The 19,377-nt window shown below is 73.1% G+C and carries 15 protein-coding genes and 1 pseudogene; 7 read left to right on the forward strand and 9 right to left on the reverse strand.

Annotated elements, in window-relative coordinates:
- Nucleotides 1-119 precede the first annotated feature (119 nt).
- The 6 genes from ACZ6R9_RS24470 to ACZ6R9_RS24495 form a co-directional block, all read right to left on the reverse strand.
- A complete protein-coding gene (locus tag ACZ6R9_RS24470; protein ID WP_380483482.1) occupies nt 120-596 on the reverse strand; it encodes a hypothetical protein in 477 nt (158 codons plus the stop codon).
- A gap of 96 nt (nt 597-692) precedes the next feature.
- Nucleotides 693-2,006 carry a DUF58 domain-containing protein gene (locus tag ACZ6R9_RS24475; RefSeq protein ID WP_465540360.1) on the reverse strand — a complete coding sequence of 438 codons (1,314 nt, stop codon included), beginning with the start codon at nt 2,004-2,006 and terminating at the stop codon, nt 693-695.
- 92 nt (nt 2,007-2,098) lie between these two features.
- Nucleotides 2,099-3,085: an AAA family ATPase gene (locus tag ACZ6R9_RS24480; protein ID WP_380483486.1), complete on the reverse strand. Its 987-nt coding sequence runs from the start codon at nt 3,083-3,085 to the stop codon at nt 2,099-2,101.
- Nucleotides 3,082-4,320, reverse strand: a complete 1,239-nt coding sequence (locus ACZ6R9_RS24485) for a DUF4350 domain-containing protein (RefSeq protein ID WP_465540362.1) — start codon at nt 4,318-4,320, stop codon at nt 3,082-3,084. Before ACZ6R9_RS24485 ends, ACZ6R9_RS24480 begins: the two co-directional genes overlap by 4 nt.
- Nucleotides 4,317-4,991 carry a DUF4129 domain-containing protein gene (locus ACZ6R9_RS24490; protein WP_465540364.1) on the reverse strand — a complete coding sequence of 225 codons (675 nt, stop codon included), beginning with the start codon at nt 4,989-4,991 and terminating at the stop codon, nt 4,317-4,319. The genes ACZ6R9_RS24485 and ACZ6R9_RS24490 overlap by 4 nt, the downstream gene beginning before the upstream one ends.
- 5 nt (nt 4,992-4,996) lie before the next feature.
- The gene (locus ACZ6R9_RS24495) at nt 4,997-6,070 is read right to left on the reverse strand and encodes a DUF7847 domain-containing protein (protein WP_465540366.1); all 1,074 of its coding nucleotides are present in this window, start codon (nt 6,068-6,070) and stop codon (nt 4,997-4,999) included.
- Nucleotides 6,071-6,298: 228 nt separating this feature from the next.
- Here ACZ6R9_RS24495 and mtrA point away from each other — a divergent pair, with 228 nt between their 5' ends.
- The 3 genes from mtrA to ACZ6R9_RS24510 are packed head-to-tail and all read left to right on the forward strand — an operon-like array spanning nt 6,299 to nt 10,954.
- Nucleotides 6,299-6,976 (forward strand): MtrAB system response regulator MtrA, encoded by a 678-nt coding sequence (gene mtrA, locus ACZ6R9_RS24500; protein WP_030459579.1) that lies wholly within the window; start codon nt 6,299-6,301, stop codon nt 6,974-6,976.
- A gap of 2 nt (nt 6,977-6,978) precedes the next feature.
- Nucleotides 6,979-9,087, forward strand: a complete 2,109-nt coding sequence (gene mtrB / locus ACZ6R9_RS24505; protein ID WP_465540369.1) for an MtrAB system histidine kinase MtrB — start codon at nt 6,979-6,981, stop codon at nt 9,085-9,087.
- Complete coding sequence (locus ACZ6R9_RS24510) at nt 9,062-10,954, forward strand: LpqB family beta-propeller domain-containing protein (protein ID WP_465540370.1); 1,893 nt, start codon at nt 9,062-9,064, stop codon at nt 10,952-10,954. Before mtrB ends, ACZ6R9_RS24510 begins: the two co-directional genes overlap by 26 nt.
- Here the strand turns inward: ACZ6R9_RS24510 and ACZ6R9_RS24515 are convergent.
- Nucleotides 10,938-11,717 carry a ComF family protein gene (locus ACZ6R9_RS24515; protein ID WP_380483498.1) on the reverse strand — a complete coding sequence of 260 codons (780 nt, stop codon included), beginning with the start codon at nt 11,715-11,717 and terminating at the stop codon, nt 10,938-10,940. The genes ACZ6R9_RS24510 and ACZ6R9_RS24515 overlap by 17 nt on opposite strands.
- Nucleotides 11,718-12,085: 368 nt before the next feature.
- Between ACZ6R9_RS24515 and hpf the strand changes: the two genes are divergently transcribed.
- Both hpf and ACZ6R9_RS24525 read left to right on the forward strand, forming a co-directional pair.
- Nucleotides 12,086-12,778, forward strand: a complete 693-nt coding sequence (gene hpf / locus ACZ6R9_RS24520; protein WP_380483500.1) for a ribosome hibernation-promoting factor, HPF/YfiA family — start codon at nt 12,086-12,088, stop codon at nt 12,776-12,778.
- Between the two features lie 225 nt (nt 12,779-13,003).
- A pseudogene (locus tag ACZ6R9_RS24525) lies at nt 13,004-13,672 on the forward strand (response regulator); the annotation flags it as partial.
- 18 nt (nt 13,673-13,690) lie between these two features.
- Here ACZ6R9_RS24525 and ACZ6R9_RS24530 read toward each other — a convergent pair.
- Nucleotides 13,691-14,857, reverse strand: a complete 1,167-nt coding sequence (locus ACZ6R9_RS24530) for a winged helix-turn-helix domain-containing protein (RefSeq protein ID WP_465540372.1) — start codon at nt 14,855-14,857, stop codon at nt 13,691-13,693.
- A 219-nt stretch (nt 14,858-15,076) separates the two neighbouring features.
- Here ACZ6R9_RS24530 and secA point away from each other — a divergent pair, with 219 nt between their 5' ends.
- Nucleotides 15,077-17,854, forward strand: a complete 2,778-nt coding sequence (gene secA / locus ACZ6R9_RS24535) for a preprotein translocase subunit SecA (RefSeq protein WP_380483504.1) — start codon at nt 15,077-15,079, stop codon at nt 17,852-17,854.
- 71 nt (nt 17,855-17,925) lie between these two features.
- Here secA and ACZ6R9_RS24540 read toward each other — a convergent pair whose 3' ends face one another.
- Nucleotides 17,926-18,444, reverse strand: a complete 519-nt coding sequence (locus tag ACZ6R9_RS24540) for an Rv3235 family protein (protein WP_380483506.1) — start codon at nt 18,442-18,444, stop codon at nt 17,926-17,928.
- 324 nt (nt 18,445-18,768) lie between these two features.
- On the opposite strand from ACZ6R9_RS24540, the gene ACZ6R9_RS24545 reads away from it, so the two are divergent.
- Nucleotides 18,769-19,278, forward strand: coding sequence for a DUF6912 family protein (locus ACZ6R9_RS24545; RefSeq protein ID WP_380483508.1), 510 nt, complete (start codon nt 18,769-18,771; stop codon nt 19,276-19,278).
- Nucleotides 19,279-19,377: the final 99 nt, after the last annotated feature.

Here is a 19,377-nt window from a genome sequence, read left to right on the forward strand (position 1 = left end):
GCAGGGGGGACCCTGTGGGAGAGTAGGACGCCGCCGAACAATTATTCTGGAAAGGGCTCCAGCCATTTGGCTGGGGCCCTTTCTGCATTTCCGGGGGGATTCCCGGAGACGGGCAAGGCCTACCGCACCGGTCCGCGCTCGTCGATGAACACTGTCGGCGCCGACAGGAACACGTCGGCGTCCATCGGCCCGTAGGCGACGTTGAACGTGTCGAGCCAGTAGGACCAATCACGGACCCCGGCCGCGCTGCTGAAGCGGTAGTTCAGTTGCCAACGCACCCACTGGCCCGGCTGGAGCCGGACCGCCGGCGGCCTGCGGTGGCGAGGGGGCAGACCGTAGAGAGGGTCAACGCGGGGGAGCACGCGCAGTCGGCCCTCGGTCTCCTGAAGGCTGATCTCGACGCTACGACGCTCCGCCCGGGTCTCCCGCGGCTCGAAGCGGTGGTCCTCGTGCATGCGGACGACGTGCGCAGAGGAGGGAGCCAGGTCCGATGGCAGCACGAAGCCCACGGGGGCCGCGTTTCTGCGCGTGGCGGCCTCGCCACCTCGGGACTGCTTCGTCCAGGACGTCCTGACCCACTGCACCGTGATCTCCACAGCACTCACCTCCCCGCGAAGGATATGAAGACCGGTGAACAGAAAGACCCCCAGCCCCCCGGGCAACCGGTGGCTGGGGGTGGGGCCGGGGGGCGGTCAGAGCCGGCCGGCGGCCTTGAGGCTGAGGTAGGTGTCGGCGAGGGCGGGGGCGATGGACTCGGGCGGGGCGTCGAGGACGGTGATGCCGCGGCGGGTGAGGAGGTCGGCGGTGCGGCGGCGGTCGGCGCGGGTCTGTTCGGCGGCGGCGGCGCCGTAGACGTCGCGGACGGTGACCCGGGGGGTGTTGACCAGTTCGTCGAGGCGGGGGTCGGCGACGGAGGCGATGACGACCTCGTGGCGCTTGGTGAGGAGGGGGAGCTGCGGGAGCAGGCCGTCCTCGATCTGGTGGGCGTCGAGGCCGGTGAGGAGGACGATCAGGGAGCGGTGGGGGGCCATCCGGAGGGCGGTGGAGACCATGGCGCGCAGATCGGTCTCGATCAGGGCGGGTTCCAGCAGGGCCATCGCGTCGGTGAAGGCGGGGAGGATCTCGGAGGGGGAGCGTCCGGCGACGGCGGTGCGGCGGTGGCGGTCGTGGGCGAGCAGGTCGACCCGGTCGCCGGCCTTGGTGGCGAGGGCGGTGAGCAGCAGGGCGGCGTCGAGGGCGGCGTCCAGGCGGGGGGCGTCGCCGACGCGGCCGGCCGAGGTGCGGCCGGTGTCGAGGACGATGAGGACGTGCCGGTCGCGTTCGGGGCGCCAGGTGCGGACGGCGACGATGCTGCGGCGGGCGCTGGCGCGCCAGTCGATGGAGCGGACGTCGTCGCCGGGGAGGTATTCGCGCAGGGAGTCGAACTCGGTGCCCTGACCGCGGGTCAGGACAGAGGTGCGGCCGTCGAGTTCGCGCAGGCGGGCGAGGCGGGACGGGAGGTGCTTGCGGCTGGCGAAGGGCGGCAGGGCGCGGATCCGCCAGGGGGCGTCGAGGGTGGCCTGGCGGCCGGCCAGGCCGAGCGGGCCGAGCGAGCGGATGGTCACTCGGCCGCTGTGGTGGTCGCCGCGCCGGGTGGGGGCGAGGCGGGTGGTGAGGCGGCGGCGTTCTCCGGCGGGGACGGTGACGGAGTGCCGGGAGGCGGTGAGGGAGGTGCCGGGGGCCCAGGCGGAGGGATACCAGGCGTCGCGGATCCGGGCGCGCAGCGGGCGGCGGGACGGGTTGGCGACGAGCAGGTCGACGTCGACGGCTTCGCCGAGGCGGACGCTGGGGTCGCCGGACCGTTCCAGGGTGAGGCGGCGGACGGGGGCGGCGAGCACCAGGTCGGCGACGACCGCGGCGAGCAGCGGCAGCATGACCACGCCGATGCCGGTCCAGGAGGGGAGCACGAGGCCGACCAGGAGGACGCCGAGGGCGGCGATGAGGGCCGTGCGGCCGGTCAGGGCCATGGGGTGCTGGGCTCGCTTTCTGGGGCAGAGGACGCGGAGGGGGAGAGGCGGGTGGCGCTCTCCCCCCGGCGGCGGCTAGGGCCTGTCCGGCCCTAGCGCGGTGCGGGCGTCTGGGAGAGGACGGCCTGGATGACGCTGTCGGCGGTGGTGCCTTCCATCTCGGCCTCGGGGCGGAGCTGGACGCGGTGCCGGAGGGTGGGCAGGGCGAGGGCCTTGACGTCGTCGGGGGTGACGTAGTCGCGGCCGGCCAGCCAGGCCCAGGCGCGGGAGGTGTTGAGCAGGGCGGTGGCGCCGCGGGGGGAGACGCCCATGGCGAGCGAGGGCGACTGCCGGGTGGCGCGGACCAGGTCGACGATGTAGGCGAGGATCTCGGGGGAGACCGTGAGGGCGCCGATCTCGGCGCGGGCGGCGGCCAGGTCGGCGGCGCCGGCGACGGGGCGGACCCCGGCCGAGGCGAGGTCGCGCGGGTCGAAGCCGGTGGCGTGCTTGGAGAGGACCTGGAACTCCTGCTCGCGGGTGGGCAGCGGGAGGATCAGCTTGAGCAGGAAGCGGTCGAGCTGGGCCTCGGGCAGCGGGTAGGTGCCCTCGTACTCGACCGGGTTCTGGGTGGCGGCGACCAGGAACGGCTCGGGGAGCTTGCGGGGTACGCCGTCGACGGTGACCTGCTTCTCCTCCATGGCCTCCAGCAGTGCGGCCTGGGTCTTCGGCGGCGTGCGGTTGATCTCGTCGGCGAGCAGCAGGTTGGTGAAGACCGGGCCGGGCTGGAAGGAGAATTCGGCGGTGCGGGTGTCGTAGACGAGGGAGCCGGTGACGTCGCCGGGCATCAGGTCGGGGGTGAACTGGATGCGCTTGGTCTCGACGTCGAGGGCGGTGGCGAGGGTGCGGACCAGCAGGGTCTTGGCGACGCCGGGGACGCCTTCGAGCAGGACGTGGCCGCCGCAGAGCAGGGCGACGACCAGGCCGGTGACGGCGGCGTCCTGGCCGACCACGGCCTTGGCGATCTCGTCCCGCAGGCCGGTGAGGGCGGTGCGGGCGTCGCGGGTCTGGCCGGGGTCGGTCTTGTAGAGCTGGTCGGTCACGGCTGTCGTACCTGCCATTCCATGTCGTCGAGGTCGTCGGCGAGCCGCAGCAGGGCGGCGTCGTCGGTGGGGGCCGGGCCGTACAGCAGCTGCTGGAGGTCGGCGGCGGGGCGTCCGAGCCGGGCGGCGGCGGCCTCGGTGAGGGCGGCCGGGTCGGGGTCGCTGGAGGTGTGCGGGAGGCCGAGGGCGGCGGCGGCCCGGCGGCGGGCGGCGCGGCGCAGGGTTTCGGCCGCGTGGCCGCGGGCGTTCGCGCGGTGGTAGAGCCGGGCGCGGCCTTCGGTGGTCTCGGAGGCGCGGACCACGGCGGGCAGTCGTTCGCTGAGCACCGGGCCGAGTCGGCGGGCGCGCCAGACGACGGCGAGCAGCGCGGCGAGGACGAGTTGCAGGGCGCCCCAGTACCAGCCGCTCGGGATGAGGTCGCCGGGGGTCTTGCGGTGCTCGGTGGGGCCGGCGGTGACGCCGTGGTCGAGGGTCTGCCAGACCAGTTGGTGGTGGGCGCCGAACAGGCCGAGGGCGAGTGCGGCGTTGCCTTCGCGGTCGAGGCGTTCGTTGGTGAACGGCCGGCGGCTGCCGACCACGATCACCTGCTGGGTGCCGGTGGTGCGGCTGACCAGGGAGTGATGGGTGCCGCCGTGCGGGTAGCAGCCGACGTCGTGGGTGCCGGGCTGGTAGCTCTCGCCGCCGAGTTGGACGGCGCCGGCGTTGCCGGCCTCGGGCAGCGCGCAGGCGGGTTCGACGGCGGTGGTGCTGTCGCTGGCGGAGTAGTAGATGGAGATGCCGGGGGCGAAGGCCTTCAGGGCGGGCTGGTCGGGGAGGAGCAGCACCAGCCGGCTGTTGGCGCCGCGGTGGAGTGCGGCGAGCCGGGTGAGTTCCTGGGAGGACAGCGCGTCGGGGTAGCCGAGGACGACGGTGGTGTCGTCGGCGCGCAGGGCGGCGGCGAGTTCGCTCTCGGTGGCGGCGGTGCGGCTGGAGACGCCGCGCTGCTGGAGGAGCTGGTCGGCGGCGCGGGTGCCCTCGGGGGCGCCGGAGCGGGGGTCGTACGGTTCGTAGGAGCCGTTGTTGGGGATGCCGGCGACCATGGTGCCGACCAGCAGCAGCGCGAGGGCGGAGAGCAGCCACCAGCGCCACCGGCGCCACAGGGTGCGCAGCGTGGTGCGGGGTGCGGCGGCCGGTGCGGCGGTGGTGGGCTGCTCGGCGGGGTCGGCGGTGGCGGGCGGGGGTGCGGTGGTGGTCATGCGGTTCCTCCGCCGGCCGTCACGGGCGTGGGGCGGGTGCGTTCGAGGGCGCGGTCGAGGTCGGCGAGGAGCCGGTAGGACTGTTCGTCGGCGGTCCGTTCGCCGAACGCGATGTCGTCGAACAGCCTTGCGGCGGAGGCGAGTTCGCGGGCCCGGTCGGGCAGGGCGCGGCCGGCTTCGGCGGCGGCTTCGTCGGCGGTGCGGCCGGGGCGCGGGTCGAGGACGGTGCGCTCCTCGAGGCCGCGGACCAGGGCGCGCATCTGCTCGCGGACGGCGTCGGCCCAGGCGCCGCGTTCGGCGTGGGCGGCGGCGTCGGCGCGGTGCTGGGCGGCGCTGCGCGGGCCGTCGGCGGCGAACAGCGTGCCGGTGGAGCGGGCCTCGCGGCGGGGCGCGCCGTAGCGGCGCCAGACCAGCACGGCGATGATCACGGCGAGCACGATCACCACGACCAGGGCGGCGCCGTCGCCGCCGCCGAGCGGGCTGCCGAGGCCGTTCAGCAGGTGGTCGATCTGGCGCTGGACCCAGCTCAGGAAGCGGTCGACCAGTCCGGGTTCGTGCTGGTGGTAGATGGATTTGCGGAGTTCTTCGTGCGCGGCGTCGCGGGCGGCGTCGCGCGGCACGGTGACCGGGACGCCGTCCGCGAGCAGCGCCCCTCCCCCCCGGAGTCCCATGGCGATCAGGCTCCTGGCGGCGGGTACTGGCCCGGAACGGGCACGGTGGTGGGGGTCGGGTAGTGGCCGGGCAGGCCGACGGCGCGGGCGAGTTCGATGTCGAGCGCCTCGCGGCGGATCCGCTGGTCGATGTAGAGCAGGCCGAGCAGGCTGCCGGTGAGCGGGACGGTGAGCGTCTTGGCGAGGACGCCGCAGATCGCCATGACGCCGATGCTGATCGCGGCCTCCCCGTCGGTGGCGTACGGGTCGCCGGGGACGCCGCCGACGATCATGGCGATCAGCTGGCCGGGGACGGTGAGCACCGCGGCGAGCAGGCCGACGACGATCTCGAACACGAGCATGGCGCCGAAGACCCGCCACCAGGAGCCGCGGACCAGGCGCCAGGAGCGCTTGAGGGCGCCGATGACGCCCTGCTTCTCCAGGACCAGCGCGGGGGCGGCGAAGGTGAGCTTGACCCCGATCCACAGCGCGGGCACCACGGCGGGCGGGACGAGCACCAGCAGGGCGGGCTGGTCCGTGAAGCCGGTCAGCAGCAGCACCGGGACGAGCGGCACGGCGACCGCGCCGATCATGATCAGGGTGTGCACCAGGGCCAGGCCGGTCAGCCGGCCGAGGTTCGGCCGGGCCTGCGCCCAGGCGTCCTTGAGCGCGGTGTCACGGCCGAGCAGGCTGTTGCCGATGACGGGGGTGAACAGACCGGTGGCGATCACGCCGGCGAGCATTTCGAGCGGCAGCGTGTAGTAGGTGGAGAACGCCGCTTCCAGGTCGGTGCCGGAGACGTGGATCCACCAGGAGACTCCGGCCTGGACGAGTTCGAGGACGCAGGCGAGGACCAGGCTGAGCCCGAAGGCGGTCTTCCAGTACCTGCGGACGAGGGCGAACGAGCCGTCCAGCAGTTCACCGAGGCCGAGCGGGCGCAGCGGGATGATGCCGGGCGTCGGGCCGAGCGGCATGCCCGGTCCGGGCGGCGGGGGTGCGGTGGTGGCCTGCGGGGCCGGGGGAGCCGAGTGGCCGGTTTCGGACGGGCCGGGCGCGGGCTCGGGAGAACCGGGTGAGGTCCAACCCGGGGTCTCGGACAATCGACGCTCCTCGTCGGGGCACCCTGGGCGCGGGTGCATCGGGGTGCCCATCGTGCCATGGTGCGCACGCGTACCCCAGGGGTATCCCGTTGCTGATCGGCAACGGTGCGGACGAGGCCGTCCAGCCGATACCTTTGCGATGGTATGACTGGTTCGGCCGACGGCCGGGGGGCCGGCAACGGAACAGCTGTGCGTCAGGTCACATTCGGGTGATGAGAAGATGGAGCCATGAAGGGACGTGTCCTCGTCGTCGATGACGACACCGCACTGGCCGAGATGCTCGGCATTGTGCTGCGTGGTGAGGGTTTTGAGCCGTTTTTCGTCGCGGACGGGGACAAGGCGCTGGCCGCCTTCCGGGAGACCAAGCCGGACCTCGTACTGCTCGACCTGATGCTGCCCGGCCGGGACGGCATCGACGTGTGCCGGCAGATCCGGGCGGAGTCGGGCATCCCGATCGTCATGCTGACCGCGAAGACCGACACGGTCGACATCGTGGTGGGCCTGGAGTCCGGCGCCGACGACTACGTCACCAAGCCGTTCAAGCCCAAGGAACTGGTCGCCCGGGTGCGGGCCCGCCTGCGCCGGGCCGAGGAGCCCACGCCGGAGCAGCTGACCATCGGTGACCTGGTGATCGACGTCGCCGGACACTCGGTGAAGCGCGAGGGTCGCGGCATCCCGCTGACCCCGCTGGAGTTCGACCTGCTGGTCGCGCTGGCCCGCAAGCCCTGGCAGGTGTTCACCCGCGAGGTGCTGCTGGAGCAGGTCTGGGGCTACCGGCACGCCGCCGACACCCGTCTGGTGAACGTGCACGTGCAGCGCCTGCGCTCCAAGATCGAGAAGGACCCGGAGCGCCCGGAGATCGTGGTCACCGTCCGCGGTGTCGGCTACAAGGCCGGGCCCAGCTGAGGATGAGTGACGAGCAGGCCGCCTCCTCCCCGTCGGACGAGTTCGCCGGCGGGGAGGCTGCTGTGCGCGGCGACGTGCTGAGTTCCACCACCGGCCGGCCGCGTCGGCGCCGGTGGTGGTCGGTGCTGTTCGCGCCGGTGATCCGGCAGTTCCGGCACCCGGTGGGCCGGGTACTGGCGCTGTACCGCCGCTCGATCCAGCTGCGGGTGGTCGCGGCGACGCTGCTGCTGTCCTTCGTGGTGGTGCTGGTGCTCGGCGTGGTGGTGGTCGCCCAGGTGCGCACCGGCCTGCTGGAGGCCAAGCAGAAGGCCGCGCACGGGCAGGCCATCGGCGGCTTCCAGATCGAGCAGGACAAGATCAACGAGGCGATCAACCTGCAGGCCAAGGCCGGCGCGACCGCCGACCCGACCCGCGACCAGATCAACGCCTGGCTGACCAAGCAGGTCTCCGACCTGGCGTCCGGCGGCGCCGGCGTCTACTCGGTGATCGCGATCGGGCCCGGCGGCCAGGAGGACAGCGCCGCCAGCGCCGGCCTGCGCGGCAGCGCCCGTTACTCGGGCTCGATCCTGCCCGACACGATCACCCCCGACATGCGCGAGCTGGTCGCCGCCGAACCGTCCGTCCCGCACGAGCAGCCGGTCAAGCTGCTCCGCTCGCCGGACAGCCAGGCCAAGCCCGACGACAACAAGGGCCTGGCGATCGGCAAGCAGTTCAACGGCCCGGACGGCAACCCGTACCAGCTGTACTACGTCTTCTCCTTCTACCAGGAGACCAGCACCCTGAACCTGGTGATGGGGACCCTGGCCACCGCCGGGCTGTTCCTGGTCATCCTGCTCGGCTGCATCGCCTGGCTGGTGGTCCGCCAGGTGGTCACCCCGGTGCGGATGGCCGCCGGAATCTCCGAGCGGCTGGCCGCCGGACACTTCGACGAGCGGATGAAGGTCACCGGCACCGACGACATTGCCCGCCTCGGCGACTCGTTCAACCGGATGGCCAACGGCCTGCAGGCGCAGATCCGCAAGCTGGAGGAGCTCTCCCGGGTGCAGCGGCGGTTCGTCTCCGACGTCTCGCACGAGCTGCGCACCCCGCTGACCACGGTGCGGATGGCCGCCGACCTGATCTACGACAGCCGCGAGGACCTGGACCCGATGGCGGCCCGCTCCGCCGAGCTGCTCCAGGACCAGCTGGACCGCTTCGAATCGCTGCTCGCCGACCTGCTGGAGATCAGTCGCTTCGACGCCGGCGCGGCGATCCTGGACGCCGAACCCGTCGACCTGCGCGACATCGTGACCCGCGTCGTGGAGGCCGCCGACCCGCTGGCCCAGGCCAAGGGCAGCGCGGTGCTGATCCGCGGCGGCGAGAACCCGGTGATCGCCGAGGTGGACAGCCGCCGGATCGAGCGGATCCTGCGCAACCTGGTGGTCAACGCGCTGGAGCACGGCGAGGGCCGGGACGTGGTGATCCGGCTCGGCGCGGGGGACGGCGCGGTCGCCGTGGGCGTGCGCGACTACGGCATCGGCCTGAAGCCCGGCGAGGCCTCCCGGGTGTTCCACCGGTTCTGGCGGGCCGACCCGTCCCGGGTGCGCACCACCGGCGGCACCGGCCTGGGCCTGTCCATCGCGGTCGAGGACGCCCACCTGCACGGCGGCTGGCTGCAGGCCTGGGGCGAGCCCGGCGGCGGCTCGCACTTCCGGCTGACCCTGCCGCGCACCCGCGGCGGCGAGATCTCCCGGGCGCCGTTCCGGCTGGAGCCGGAGGACTCCCGGCACAACCGCGGCATGTCCTCGGTCGGCGCGCCCTACCGGCGCGCGGTGCGCGGCGGCGGCGAGCCCACCGCCGTCCCGGAGACCCCGGACACCACCGAGCGGCCCACCTTCGGCTCCGGCCTCGGCGGGGTGCTCAGCATCGGCCCGGGCCTGGGCCGGCCGAGCGCCGCCCCGGTCGCCGACCCGTCGGACGTCCGCGCCGGAGCCGCCGGATACGGTGCCACCGGCGCGCAGATCGTGGTGGACCGCAGCGGCCGCCCGACGCAGCCGGCGCCGCCCGCACCGGACGGCGCCGACACCGATCAGGAGGGGACCACCGGTGCACAGGAACGACAGGACGGCTGAGCGGCGGGCGCTCGCCCTGGGCGGGGTCGCACTGCTGGCGGCCGCCGCCACCGGCTGCGTCTCGATGCCCTCCGGCGGCCCGCCGCAGCGCCTGGAGGTGCCGCAGGGCGCCGCCGACGGCGTCCAGGTGCACGTCTACCCGGTCGCCCCGCACAAGGGCGAGAGCCCCGGCGACCTGCTGGCCGGCTTCCTCGACTCCTCCAACGCCGACCAGGCCAACTACGACACCGCCAAGCAGTACCTGACCGCGGACGCCGCCAAGCGCTGGCGCCCCGACGCGAAGGTGGTGGTGCTGGCCGAACCGCCCGCGCGGAGCCATCCCGTTCCGGGGCCCGACGAGACCACCGTGCCGATCAGCGTCACCGGCACGCAGGTCGCCCAGCTCGACGGCCGGCACACCTACCAGGCGGCCCGCTCCGGCGACTACCAGGAGAAGTTCATCTTCGTGAAGGTCGCCGAGGGCCCCGACGCCGGCCAGTGGCGGATCGACCAGCTCCCCGACGGCCTGATCGTCGACCAGACCAACTTCAAGAACACCTACAAGCCGGTCCACCGGTACTTCTTCGCCGCCCCCGACCCGACCAGCGAACTCGCCCAGGCCAACCCGGTGCTGGTGCCCGACCCGATCTACCTGCGCCGCCGAATAGACCCGCTCACCGAGGCCGCCCGGGCCACCGCCGAAGGGCCCTCGCAGTGGCTGGGCCCGGTGGTCACCACCACGCTCCAGGGCGTCAAGGTGGTCAGCGCCACCGCCGGCGACAACCGGGTCGCCGCGGTCAAGGTGGAGGGCGTCGAGCTCGGGAAGGACGCGAACAGCTGCCGGAAGATGGCCCAGCAGTTCTTCCAGACCCTGGCCGACCAGCAGGGCAAGCTGGACCGGCTCGACCTGTCCTCGCCCAAGGGCGGCTGCTCGATCGGCAGCGCCGAGGCCGCGCGGGTCGCGCCGGGCGCGCTGGCCGGTGGCGAGAACGGCATGCAGGCGTACATCCAGCTGGCCGACGGCCGGCTCACCCGCTACGGCCAGTCCGGCGGGGATCCCGTCCCGGCCAACGCCGAGCCCGTCCCGGTCGCCGGGGTGCTCGGCCAGCCCGCGCAGGGCAATCAGCCGCGGCCCGGCGAACTCGCCGTCCGCCGGGACGGCAACGCCGTCGCGGTGATCGACAAGGACGGCCGCAACCTTTATTGGGCCGGCCTGAACCCGTCCGACAAGTACGGCGAACCGATCGTCTCCAGCCACGCCGCGCAGGGCCTGGCCTCGCCCAGCTGGGACGGCCGGGGGGACCTGTGGCTGGTCGACCGCGACCCGGCCGTGCCCCGAGTGCTGATGGTGCGCGAGCGCACCGGGACGACGGGGCGCGAGCGCACCATCGTCCCGGTGACGGTGGAGGGGCTGGACAAGCGCTCCGTGCAGTCGCTGCGGATCTCCTCCGACGGCACCCGGGTCGCGCTGCTGCTGCGCGGCTCCGACGGGAAGACCAAGCTGTCGCTCGGCCTGGTGGCGCACGGCGGCACCGCCACTGCCCCGACCGCCCGGATCACCGGGCTGCGCGAGCTCGCCCCGCAGCTCGCCGAGGTCGCCGCGGTCTCCTGGAGCGACACCGATCAGCTGGTGGTGCTCGGCAAGGAGGCCGACCGGCTGCAGCAGCTGCACTTCCTGGGCACCGACGGCTCGCAGTCCACCGACTCCCCGCTGCAGGGCGGCGAGTCGATGACGGCGCTGTCCGCCACCGAGGCCCGGGTGCAGGCCGACCAGGTCGGCCCGGCGGTGCTCGCCGCGTCCGGCACCGGCGTGTACCGGCTGAAGGACAACCAGTGGCACGCGGTGACCAGCAAGGCGACGCCCGCGACGTTCATCTACCCGGGCTGAGCCCGGCCTCCCCGGCCGGTGCGCCGCGCCGGCCGGGACCGGGGCCGCGCCGGGCCGCCGCCGCCACGGTGGCCGCCGCCCGCGGCGGGCAGCCCGCCGTGCGCAGCGCCCGGGCCGCCTCGGCGAGGCTGGCGCCGGTGGTGACCAGGTCGTCCACCAGCACCAGCCGGTGCCCGGCCAGCCGGGTGGCCAGCCGGGCCGGGACGGTCAGCGCCCCGTGCAGGTTGCGGTGCCGCTCGGCCGCGCCCAGGCCCGCCTGGTCGGCGACCGGCCGGGCCTGCCGCAGCACCGGGGCGACCAGCGTGGCCACCCCGCCGCGGCGCAGTTCGCGGGCGGCGGCGCGGGCCAGCCGCAGCATCGGATCGTGGCCCCGGGCCCGGGTGGCGGCGCGCGCGGAGGGCACCGGCACCAGCAGCAGCGGGGCGGCGCCCGCGCCGGTGGCGGAGCGGACCGCGGCGGCCAGCGCGCAACCGAGCGGGGCGGCCAGCCGCAGCGCGCCGCGTTCCTTGTGGGCGAGCAGCAGTTGGCGCACCGGCCCGGCGTAGGGGGCGGCGGCGTGCACCGGCGGCAGGCCGGGCGGTGGGCGCATCGGCCCGGCCGGCCCGGCGCCGGTGCCGTCGAGCAGAGCCCGGCAGGGCGGGCACAGGCCGGTGCGGCCGTCGCCGCAGCCGGCGCAGCGGGCCGGGATCAGCAGGTCGAGCAGGGCGGCGAGGACCGGTGCGGGGCCGGATCCGGGCCGGTGGGCGGTGCTGCGGCTCGTCACGGGACCCTCCGGAACGCTCGCCGGGCGGCGACTTCAGCCATACGGTGGGCGGTGTCAGGCGTGTTGTCCAGTCGTTTACCACCGTTTCACCCATAGGAGGGTAAACAGGGGGGAACAGCCGGACAGCTCAACGCTCGTCGGTACGTTCGTTCGACTGGGGAGGCGAGATCCCCGGGTGAGGTGTTGCATAAGGGCTCCAGGGGTTTCGAACGCTCCTGGTGGGGAGGAAGTGAGGTAAGGGGCCGGCGGTTTTCGCGGGTCTCCCGGGCGGTGTTCCGGGGGCGGGCGGTGACCGGCTGGTCCGGCTGGGTCTCACGCCGGTCCGGGACGCACTCCGGACCGGTCAGCACAAGGGATCGGAGTTCTGCGTGGACATCGTCGTCAAGGGCCGCAAGACCGAGGTGCCCAAGAGGTTCCGCGAGCACGTGGCCGAGAAGCTGGAGAAGGTCCAGAAGTTCGACACCAAGGCGATCAGCCTGGATGTCGAGGTGTCCAAGGAGCACAACCCGCGGCAGGCCGACCGCTCCGATCGGGTGGAGATCACCCTCCGCAGCCGGGGCCCGGTGATCCGGGCCGAGGCGTCCGCCAACGACCCGTGGGCCGCGCTCGACCTGGCCTCGGCGAAGTTGGAGGCGCAGCTGCGCAAGTCCGCCGACCGCCGCCGGGTGCAGAAGGGCGGTACCAACGGGCGTGGCCCGCTGAGCGTCGCCGCAGCCACCGCCGCGCTGGCCGAACTGCCCGCGACGGAGGCCACCGAGGGCTTCAACGGGGCGGTCCGCAAGACCTTGGCGGGCAGCCTGGAGGTCGAGGGGGAGGGGCCGCTGGTGGTCCGCGAGAAGACCCACTCGGCCGCGCCGATGTCGCTGGACCAGGCGCTGTACGCGATGGAGCTGGTGGGCCACGACTTCTACCTGTTCCAGGAGAAGGACAGCGGGCTGCCGAGCGTGGTCTACCGCCGGCACGGCTACCACTACGGCGTGATCCACCTGAAGGAGGACCAGGCCGCGGCGGCCGACTTCGCCGGGGCCGGGGGCGCGATCAACGGCCCCGACGAGGAGTGAGCGGCGGCCGCGTCCGTCGAACCGAGGAAGTGGTGACCCCGGTGGCCGTCAACGGCCGCCGGGGTCACCGGCGTTCGGGGAGTCACCCAGCCGGGCGGTTCGACGTCACAGGGTGATCACAGGCCGTCCGGGGCGTGCAAAGATGGGCGCGTCACGTGACCGGAGGCGGGGGAGGACCGGATGGGGGAGAGCCTGGGCGCGGAGGACGCCGGCTACCCGCCGCGTCGCGCGGAGCCGATCCGGGTGCTGGTGGTGGACGACCACGCGCTGTTCCGCCGCGGCCTGGAGATCGTGCTCGCCGAGGAGGAGGACATCCGGGTCATCGGCGAGGCCGGGGACGGCGCGGAGGCCGTGCTGAAGGCCGCCGACCTGCTGCCCGACATCATCCTGATGGACGTCCGGATGCCTCGGCGCAGCGGTATCGAGGCGTGCACCGCGATCAAGGACGTGGTGCCCAGCGCCAAGATCATCATGCTGACGATCAGCGACGAGGAGGCCGACCTCTACGAGGCGATCAAGGCGGGGGCGACCGGCTACCTGCTGAAGGAGATCTCCACCGACGAGGTGGCCACCGCGATCCGCGCGGTGGCCGACGGCCAGTCGCAGATCAGCCCGTCGATGGCGGCCAAGCTGCTGACCGAGTTCAAGTCGATGATCCAGCGCCGCTCCGACGACCGGGAGCTGGTGCCCGCGCCCCGGCTGACCGACCGGGAGCTGGAGGTGCTCAAGCTGGTGGCCACCGGGATGAACAACCGGGAGATCGCCAAGGAGCTGTTCATCAGCGAGAACACCGTGAAGAACCACGTGCGCAACATCCTGGAGAAGCTGCAGCTGCACTCCAGGATGGAGGCCGTGGTCTACGCGATGCGTGAAAAGATCCTCGAAATAGGCTGAGTGAACGCTGATGGCCCGTCAGGCCAGCAGCTTCTCCAGCTCCGGCCGCAGCATCTCGTCGTCCAGCCGCTCGACCCGTACGTCCGAGCAGCCCACCCACTCGGCGGCCTCGCGCAGCGCCTCGGCGAGGGCGGGCACCGAGCGGGGCCCGTCCAGCGAGACCTGGCGGGCCACCAGGGTGGTGCCCTCGCGGGCCGGGTCCACCCGGCCGACCAGCCGGCCGCCGGCCAGCAGCGGCATCGCGAAGTAGCCGTGCACCCGCTTGTGCTTGGGGGTGTACGCCTCCAGCCGGTGGCTCATGCCGAAGATCCGCTCGGTGCGGGGCCGGTCCCAGATCAGCGAGTCGAACGGGGAGAGCAGGGTGGTGCGGTGCCGGCCGCGCGGCTCGCTCTCCAGCGCCGCCGGGTCGGCCCAGGCCGGGGCGGCCCAGCCCTCCACCTCGACCGGGACCAGGCCGGAGGCGGGCAGCGCCGCGTCCAGCTGGGCGCCCTTGAGGCGGTGGTAGTCCATCAGGTCGGCGCGGGTGGCCACCCCGAGCGCCGTGCCGGCCTGCGTCACCAGCTGCTCCAGGCACTCGGCGTCCGTCAGGTCCTGCTCGAACAAATCGCCGGGGACCGCCCGTTCGGCGAGGTCGTAGACCCGCTTCCAGCCGCGCCGCTCGGTGACCACCACGTCGCCGAAGGCCAGGGCGCGCTCCACCGCGATCTTGGTGTCGGACCAGTCCCACCACCCGGCGGTCTTCTTCGCCCCGCCGAGGCCGGTGGAGGTCAGCGGGCCCTCGGCCCGCAGCTGGGCGATCACCTGCCCGTACACCTCCTCGGAGACCTGGTGGTTCCAGACCCGGCCCTTGGCCCGGTTGGCGCGGCGGCGGAACGCGAACAGCGGCCACTCCTCGATCGGCAGGATGCAGGCGGCGTGCGACCAGTACTCGAAGGCCGTGCCGTGCCCCCAGTACGCCTGCCCGACCGGGCGGCGACCGATCGCGCCGAGCCGGGCGAACGGCACCAGTTCGTGCGAGCGGGCGAGCACCGAGATGGTGTCCAGCTGGACGGCGCCGAGCCGGCGCAGCACGCCGCGGGCGCCCGCGCGGCGGTCGGGGGAGCCGAGCAGACCCTGGGCGCGCAGCGCGAGCCGGCGGGCGTGGTCGGCGGAGATCCGGACAGTCGGGGCAGGGGTCACAGCCATGGGGCGAGGCTAGGGCAGGGCACTGACAGTGCGGCCACGCCCGAGCGCTTTGACCGTTTGCACCCTGCTTCGGACGATGTGCCCCCAGGGGTGACACAGGAATAGCGTGCTGACGGACCTCCCGGGCGCTCGGCCTCCTCGCATACGATGGCCCGTACGGTGGGGTGGACTCCCCGCCGTCAGTCATCCAGAGCCGATCCAGGCAAGGAGCCCGCTCACGTGTCCGTCTTCGACAAGATCCTGCGCGCAGGCGAGGGCAAGATCCTCCGCAAGCTGCAGCGGATTGCCGCCCAGGTCAACTCGATCGAAGAGGACTTCGTCAACCTCACCGACGACGAGCTGCGCGCACTGACCGACGAGTACAAGGCCCGGCTCGCCGACGGGGAGAGCTTGGACGACATCCTCCCCGAGGCCTTCGCGACCGTTCGCGAGGCCGCCAAGCGGGTGCTCGGCCAGCGCCACTACGACGTGCAGATCATGGGCGGCGCCGCGCTGCACCACGGCCACGTCGCCGAGATGCGCACCGGCGAGGGCAAGACCCTGGTCGGCACCCTGCCCGCGTACCTGAACGCCCTCACCGGCAAGGGCGTGCACCTGATCACCGTCAACGACTACCTCGCCGAGCGCGACTCGGAGTGGATGGGCCGGGTGCACCGCTTCCTCGGTCTTGAGGTCGGCGTGATCCTGGCGAACATGACGCCGGCCGAGCGCAAGCGCCAGTACGCGATGGACATCACGTACGGCACCAACAACGAGTTCGGCTTCGACTACCTGCGCGACAACATGGCCTGGTCGCAGGACGAACTGGTGCAGCGCGGCCACAACTTCGCGATCGTCGACGAGGTCGACTCGATCCTGATCGACGAGGCCCGTACCCCGCTGATCATCTCCGGCCCGGCCGACCAGGCCACCAAGTGGTACAGCGACTTCGCCAAGCTGGTGCAGCGCCTGAAGATCGAGCGCGACTACGAGGTCGACGAGAAGAAGCGCACGGTCGGCATCCTCGAGGACGGCGTCAGCCGGGTCGAGGACTACCTGGGCATCGACAACCTCTACGAGTCGGTGAACACCCCGCTGGTCGGCTTCCTGAACAACGCCATCAAGGCGAAGGAGCTGTACAAGCGGGACAAGGACTACGTCGTGATCAACGGCGAGGTCATGATCGTCGACGAGCACACCGGCCGTATTCTGGCGGGCCGCCGCTACAACGAGGGCATGCACCAGGCGATCGAGGCCAAGGAAGGCGTCGAGGTCCAGAACGAGAACCAGACGCTGGCCACCATCACCCTGCAGAACTTCTTCCGCCTGTACGACAAGCTGTCCGGCATGACCGGTACCGGCACCACCGAGGCGGCCGAGTTCCACCAGATCTACAAGCTCGGCGTGGTCCCGATCCCGACCAACAAGACCCCCAAGCGGATCGACCAGCCGGACCTGATCTACAAGTCCGAGCCGGCCAAGTTCGCCGCCGTGGTCCAGGACATCGCCGAGCGCCACGAGAAGGGCCAGCCGGTGCTGGTCGGCACCGTGTCGGTGGAGAAGTCCGAGTACCTGTCGCAGGAGCTGCGCAAGCGCGGCATCCCGCACGAGGTGCTGAACGCCAAGCACCACGAGCGCGAGGCGCAGATCGTCGCCCAGGCCGGCCGCAAGGGCGCCGTCACCGTCGCCACCAACATGGCCGGCCGCGGTACCGACATCATGCTCGGCGGCAACCCGGAGCACCTGGCCGCCGCCGAGCTGGCCCAGCGCGGCATCACCCCGGAGGACACCCCGGAGGAGTACGAGGGCGCGCTGCCGGCCGCGATGGAGAAGGCCAAGGTCGCGGTCAAGGCGGAGCAGGAGGAGGTGCAGGAGATCGGTGGCCTCTACGTCCTGGGCACCGAGCGCCACGAGTCCCGCCGGATCGACAACCAGCTGCGCGGCCGCTCCGGCCGCCAGGGCGACCCGGGCGAGTCCCGGTTCTACCTGTCGCTGGGCGACGACCTGATGCGCCTGTTCAAGGCCGGCATGGTCGAGCGCGTGCTCTCCATGGCGAACGTCCCCGAGGACGTGCCGATCGAGTCGAAGATGGTCACCCGCGCCATCGCCTCCGCGCAGACCCAGGTCGAGCAGCAGAACTTCGAGATCCGCAAGAACGTCCTCAAGTACGACGAGGTCCTCAACCGCCAGCGCGAGGTCATCTACGGCGAGCGCCGCCGCGTCCTGGAGGGCGAGGACCTGCAGGAGCAGGTCGGCCACTTCATGGACGACACCGTCGCCGCGTACGTCAACGCCGCCACCGGCGAGGGCTTCGAGGACGACTGGGACCTCGACAAGCTGTGGACGGCGCTCAAGCAGCTCTACCCCGTCTCGCTGGACCTCGACGAGCTGGAGGAGGACGCCGCGGAGAACGGCGGCCTCACCCCGGAGTACCTCACCAAGGTCATCCAGGAGGACATCGCCGCCTCCTACGGCAAGCGGGAGGACCAGCTCGGCGACCAGATCATGCGCGAGCTGGAGCGCCGCGTCGTGCTGTCGGTGCTGGACCGCCGCTGGCGCGAGCACCTCTACGAGATGGACTACCTGCAGGAGGGCATCGCGCTGCGCGCCTACGCCCAGCGCGACCCGCTGGTCGAGTACCAGCGCGAGGGCTTCGACCTGTTCTCCGCGATGATGGAGGGCATCAAGGAGGAGTCCGTCGGCTACCTGTTCAACCTGGAGGTCCAGGTCGAGCAGCAGGTCGAGGAGGTGCCGGTGCCGGACGACGAGCAGGTGCTGCTGGAGAAGCTGGAGAAGGACGCCACCGTCCCCGGCGCCCGCCCGGAGATCCGCGCCAAGGGCCTGGAGGCCCCCGAGCGCAAGAAGCTGCACTACACCGCCCCGTCCGACGAGGTCGGCGGCGGCGTGGTCGAGGGCGACTTCGACGAGGACGGCCTGGTGCCCGACGGTGACGGACTGACCAGGGCCGAGCGCCGCAAGGCGGCCAAGGCTGCGAAGGGCCGGCGCCGCAAGAGCTGACCGGCAGCGCGTGCCCGACGGGGCGTCACCTCCTTCCCGGGGGTGGCGCCCCGCGGCGTTTCCCCAGGTGTTCAGCGGGCCTCGACGGCGGCGCACTGCCACTGCCCGGTGCGGGTGTGCAGCTCCAGCCGGAACGCCAACATGTGGTGCCGGGGCCCGAGTTCGACCCGGACGCAGGCCTCCACCGCACCCGGCGCGGGCGCCGAGTCGTGCACGTGGCCCAGCCGCGGCTGGCAGGACCGCCCGCGCGGACGGAGCGGGCCGCTGCGGGTGAGCGCCGCGAGCTGGTGAAACCCCGGCAGCGTGGTGTGGCGCTGCAACTGGTGCACGGGGCGCACCCCGCACAGCACCTCCACCAGGCGGCGGGCGAAGCGGGTCGCCAGCTCGCTGTGCCCCGTCCGGGTCGGCGCCGGGCTGCGTGGCCGGGCCGGGCGCCCGCCGCCGCAGGCCGCCCGGGGGCTGCGGACGGTCCGGACCGCCTCGCCGGGCGGGTGCGGGTGCGGGTGCCGGACGGGGCGGCGGGCGGAGTGCACCGGGTGGACCAGCGGGCGGATGCGGGGGCCGGGCGTCCGGGTGAGCTGCTCGGTCATCGGGGCCTTCTCGGGGCGTCGGGGCGTGGGGGCCGGTGAGTCGGGTCGGGGCGGGTGTGCCCGACCTTGCTATCGGGCGTGCGGCGGCGGGCCCAAGGCGTCTCGCGCGCCCGCGAGGCGGCCGGGAACTCCACTCGTGCGGGTGGTGTTCGCGGGGGCGGACGGGACCTTGCGGCCCCGGCCGGTCGCGGAGTTGACGCACGGTCGGCGGCCGGGCGGCACCAAGGGGGACACCGCCCGTCCCCTGACCGGCCCAGCGCGGAACCGGCGGCCGCGGGCTGCGTATTCTTGACCCGTCGCACTGTGACCGAGGAAGGTGCCCCCATGCGCGTGTACGTGCCCACCACGCTGAACGACCTGACGGTGGCGCACCCCGAAGGGGTCCTGGAGCAGAGCGTCGCGTACGCGGTGACTCCGGCGCTGCGCGAGTGGTACGTCAGTGACGACCTGGAGGAGCTGGAGTACGCGGCGCTCAACCGGGCGGCGCTGTCCTCGATCCGGCTGCTGGCCGCCGACCCGAAGGCGCCGCGCCGGCGCGTGGTGGTGGCCGTCGAGGTCGCCGACTCCGCGGTGTCGCCGTTCCCGGGCGACGAGTACCAGGACCAGGCCTCGCTGGGCCGGGTGGTGCTGGCCGGCCCGATCCGGCTGGCGAAGGCCGCCTCCGTGCACGCCGACGACGCGGACCCGGACGTGGAGGCCGACGTGGCCGCCGCGGCCGGGGCGATCGCCGCCGCCGACCAGGGCGACCAGGACGCGCAGTTCACCGTGGACGGCGCGGAGGACCACGAGCTGCTCTGGTTCGCCACCCAGGAGATCCCCGGTCTGATCGCCTGATCTTCTCGCTGTACGACCCCGTCACGGCCACCCGGCCGGGGCGGGGTTTTCGCGTTTCCGCACCCGGCTCGGCACCGGCTCCGCACCCGGCTCGGCACC

It is taken from the genome of Kitasatospora sp. NPDC048662, from assembly GCF_055587065.1.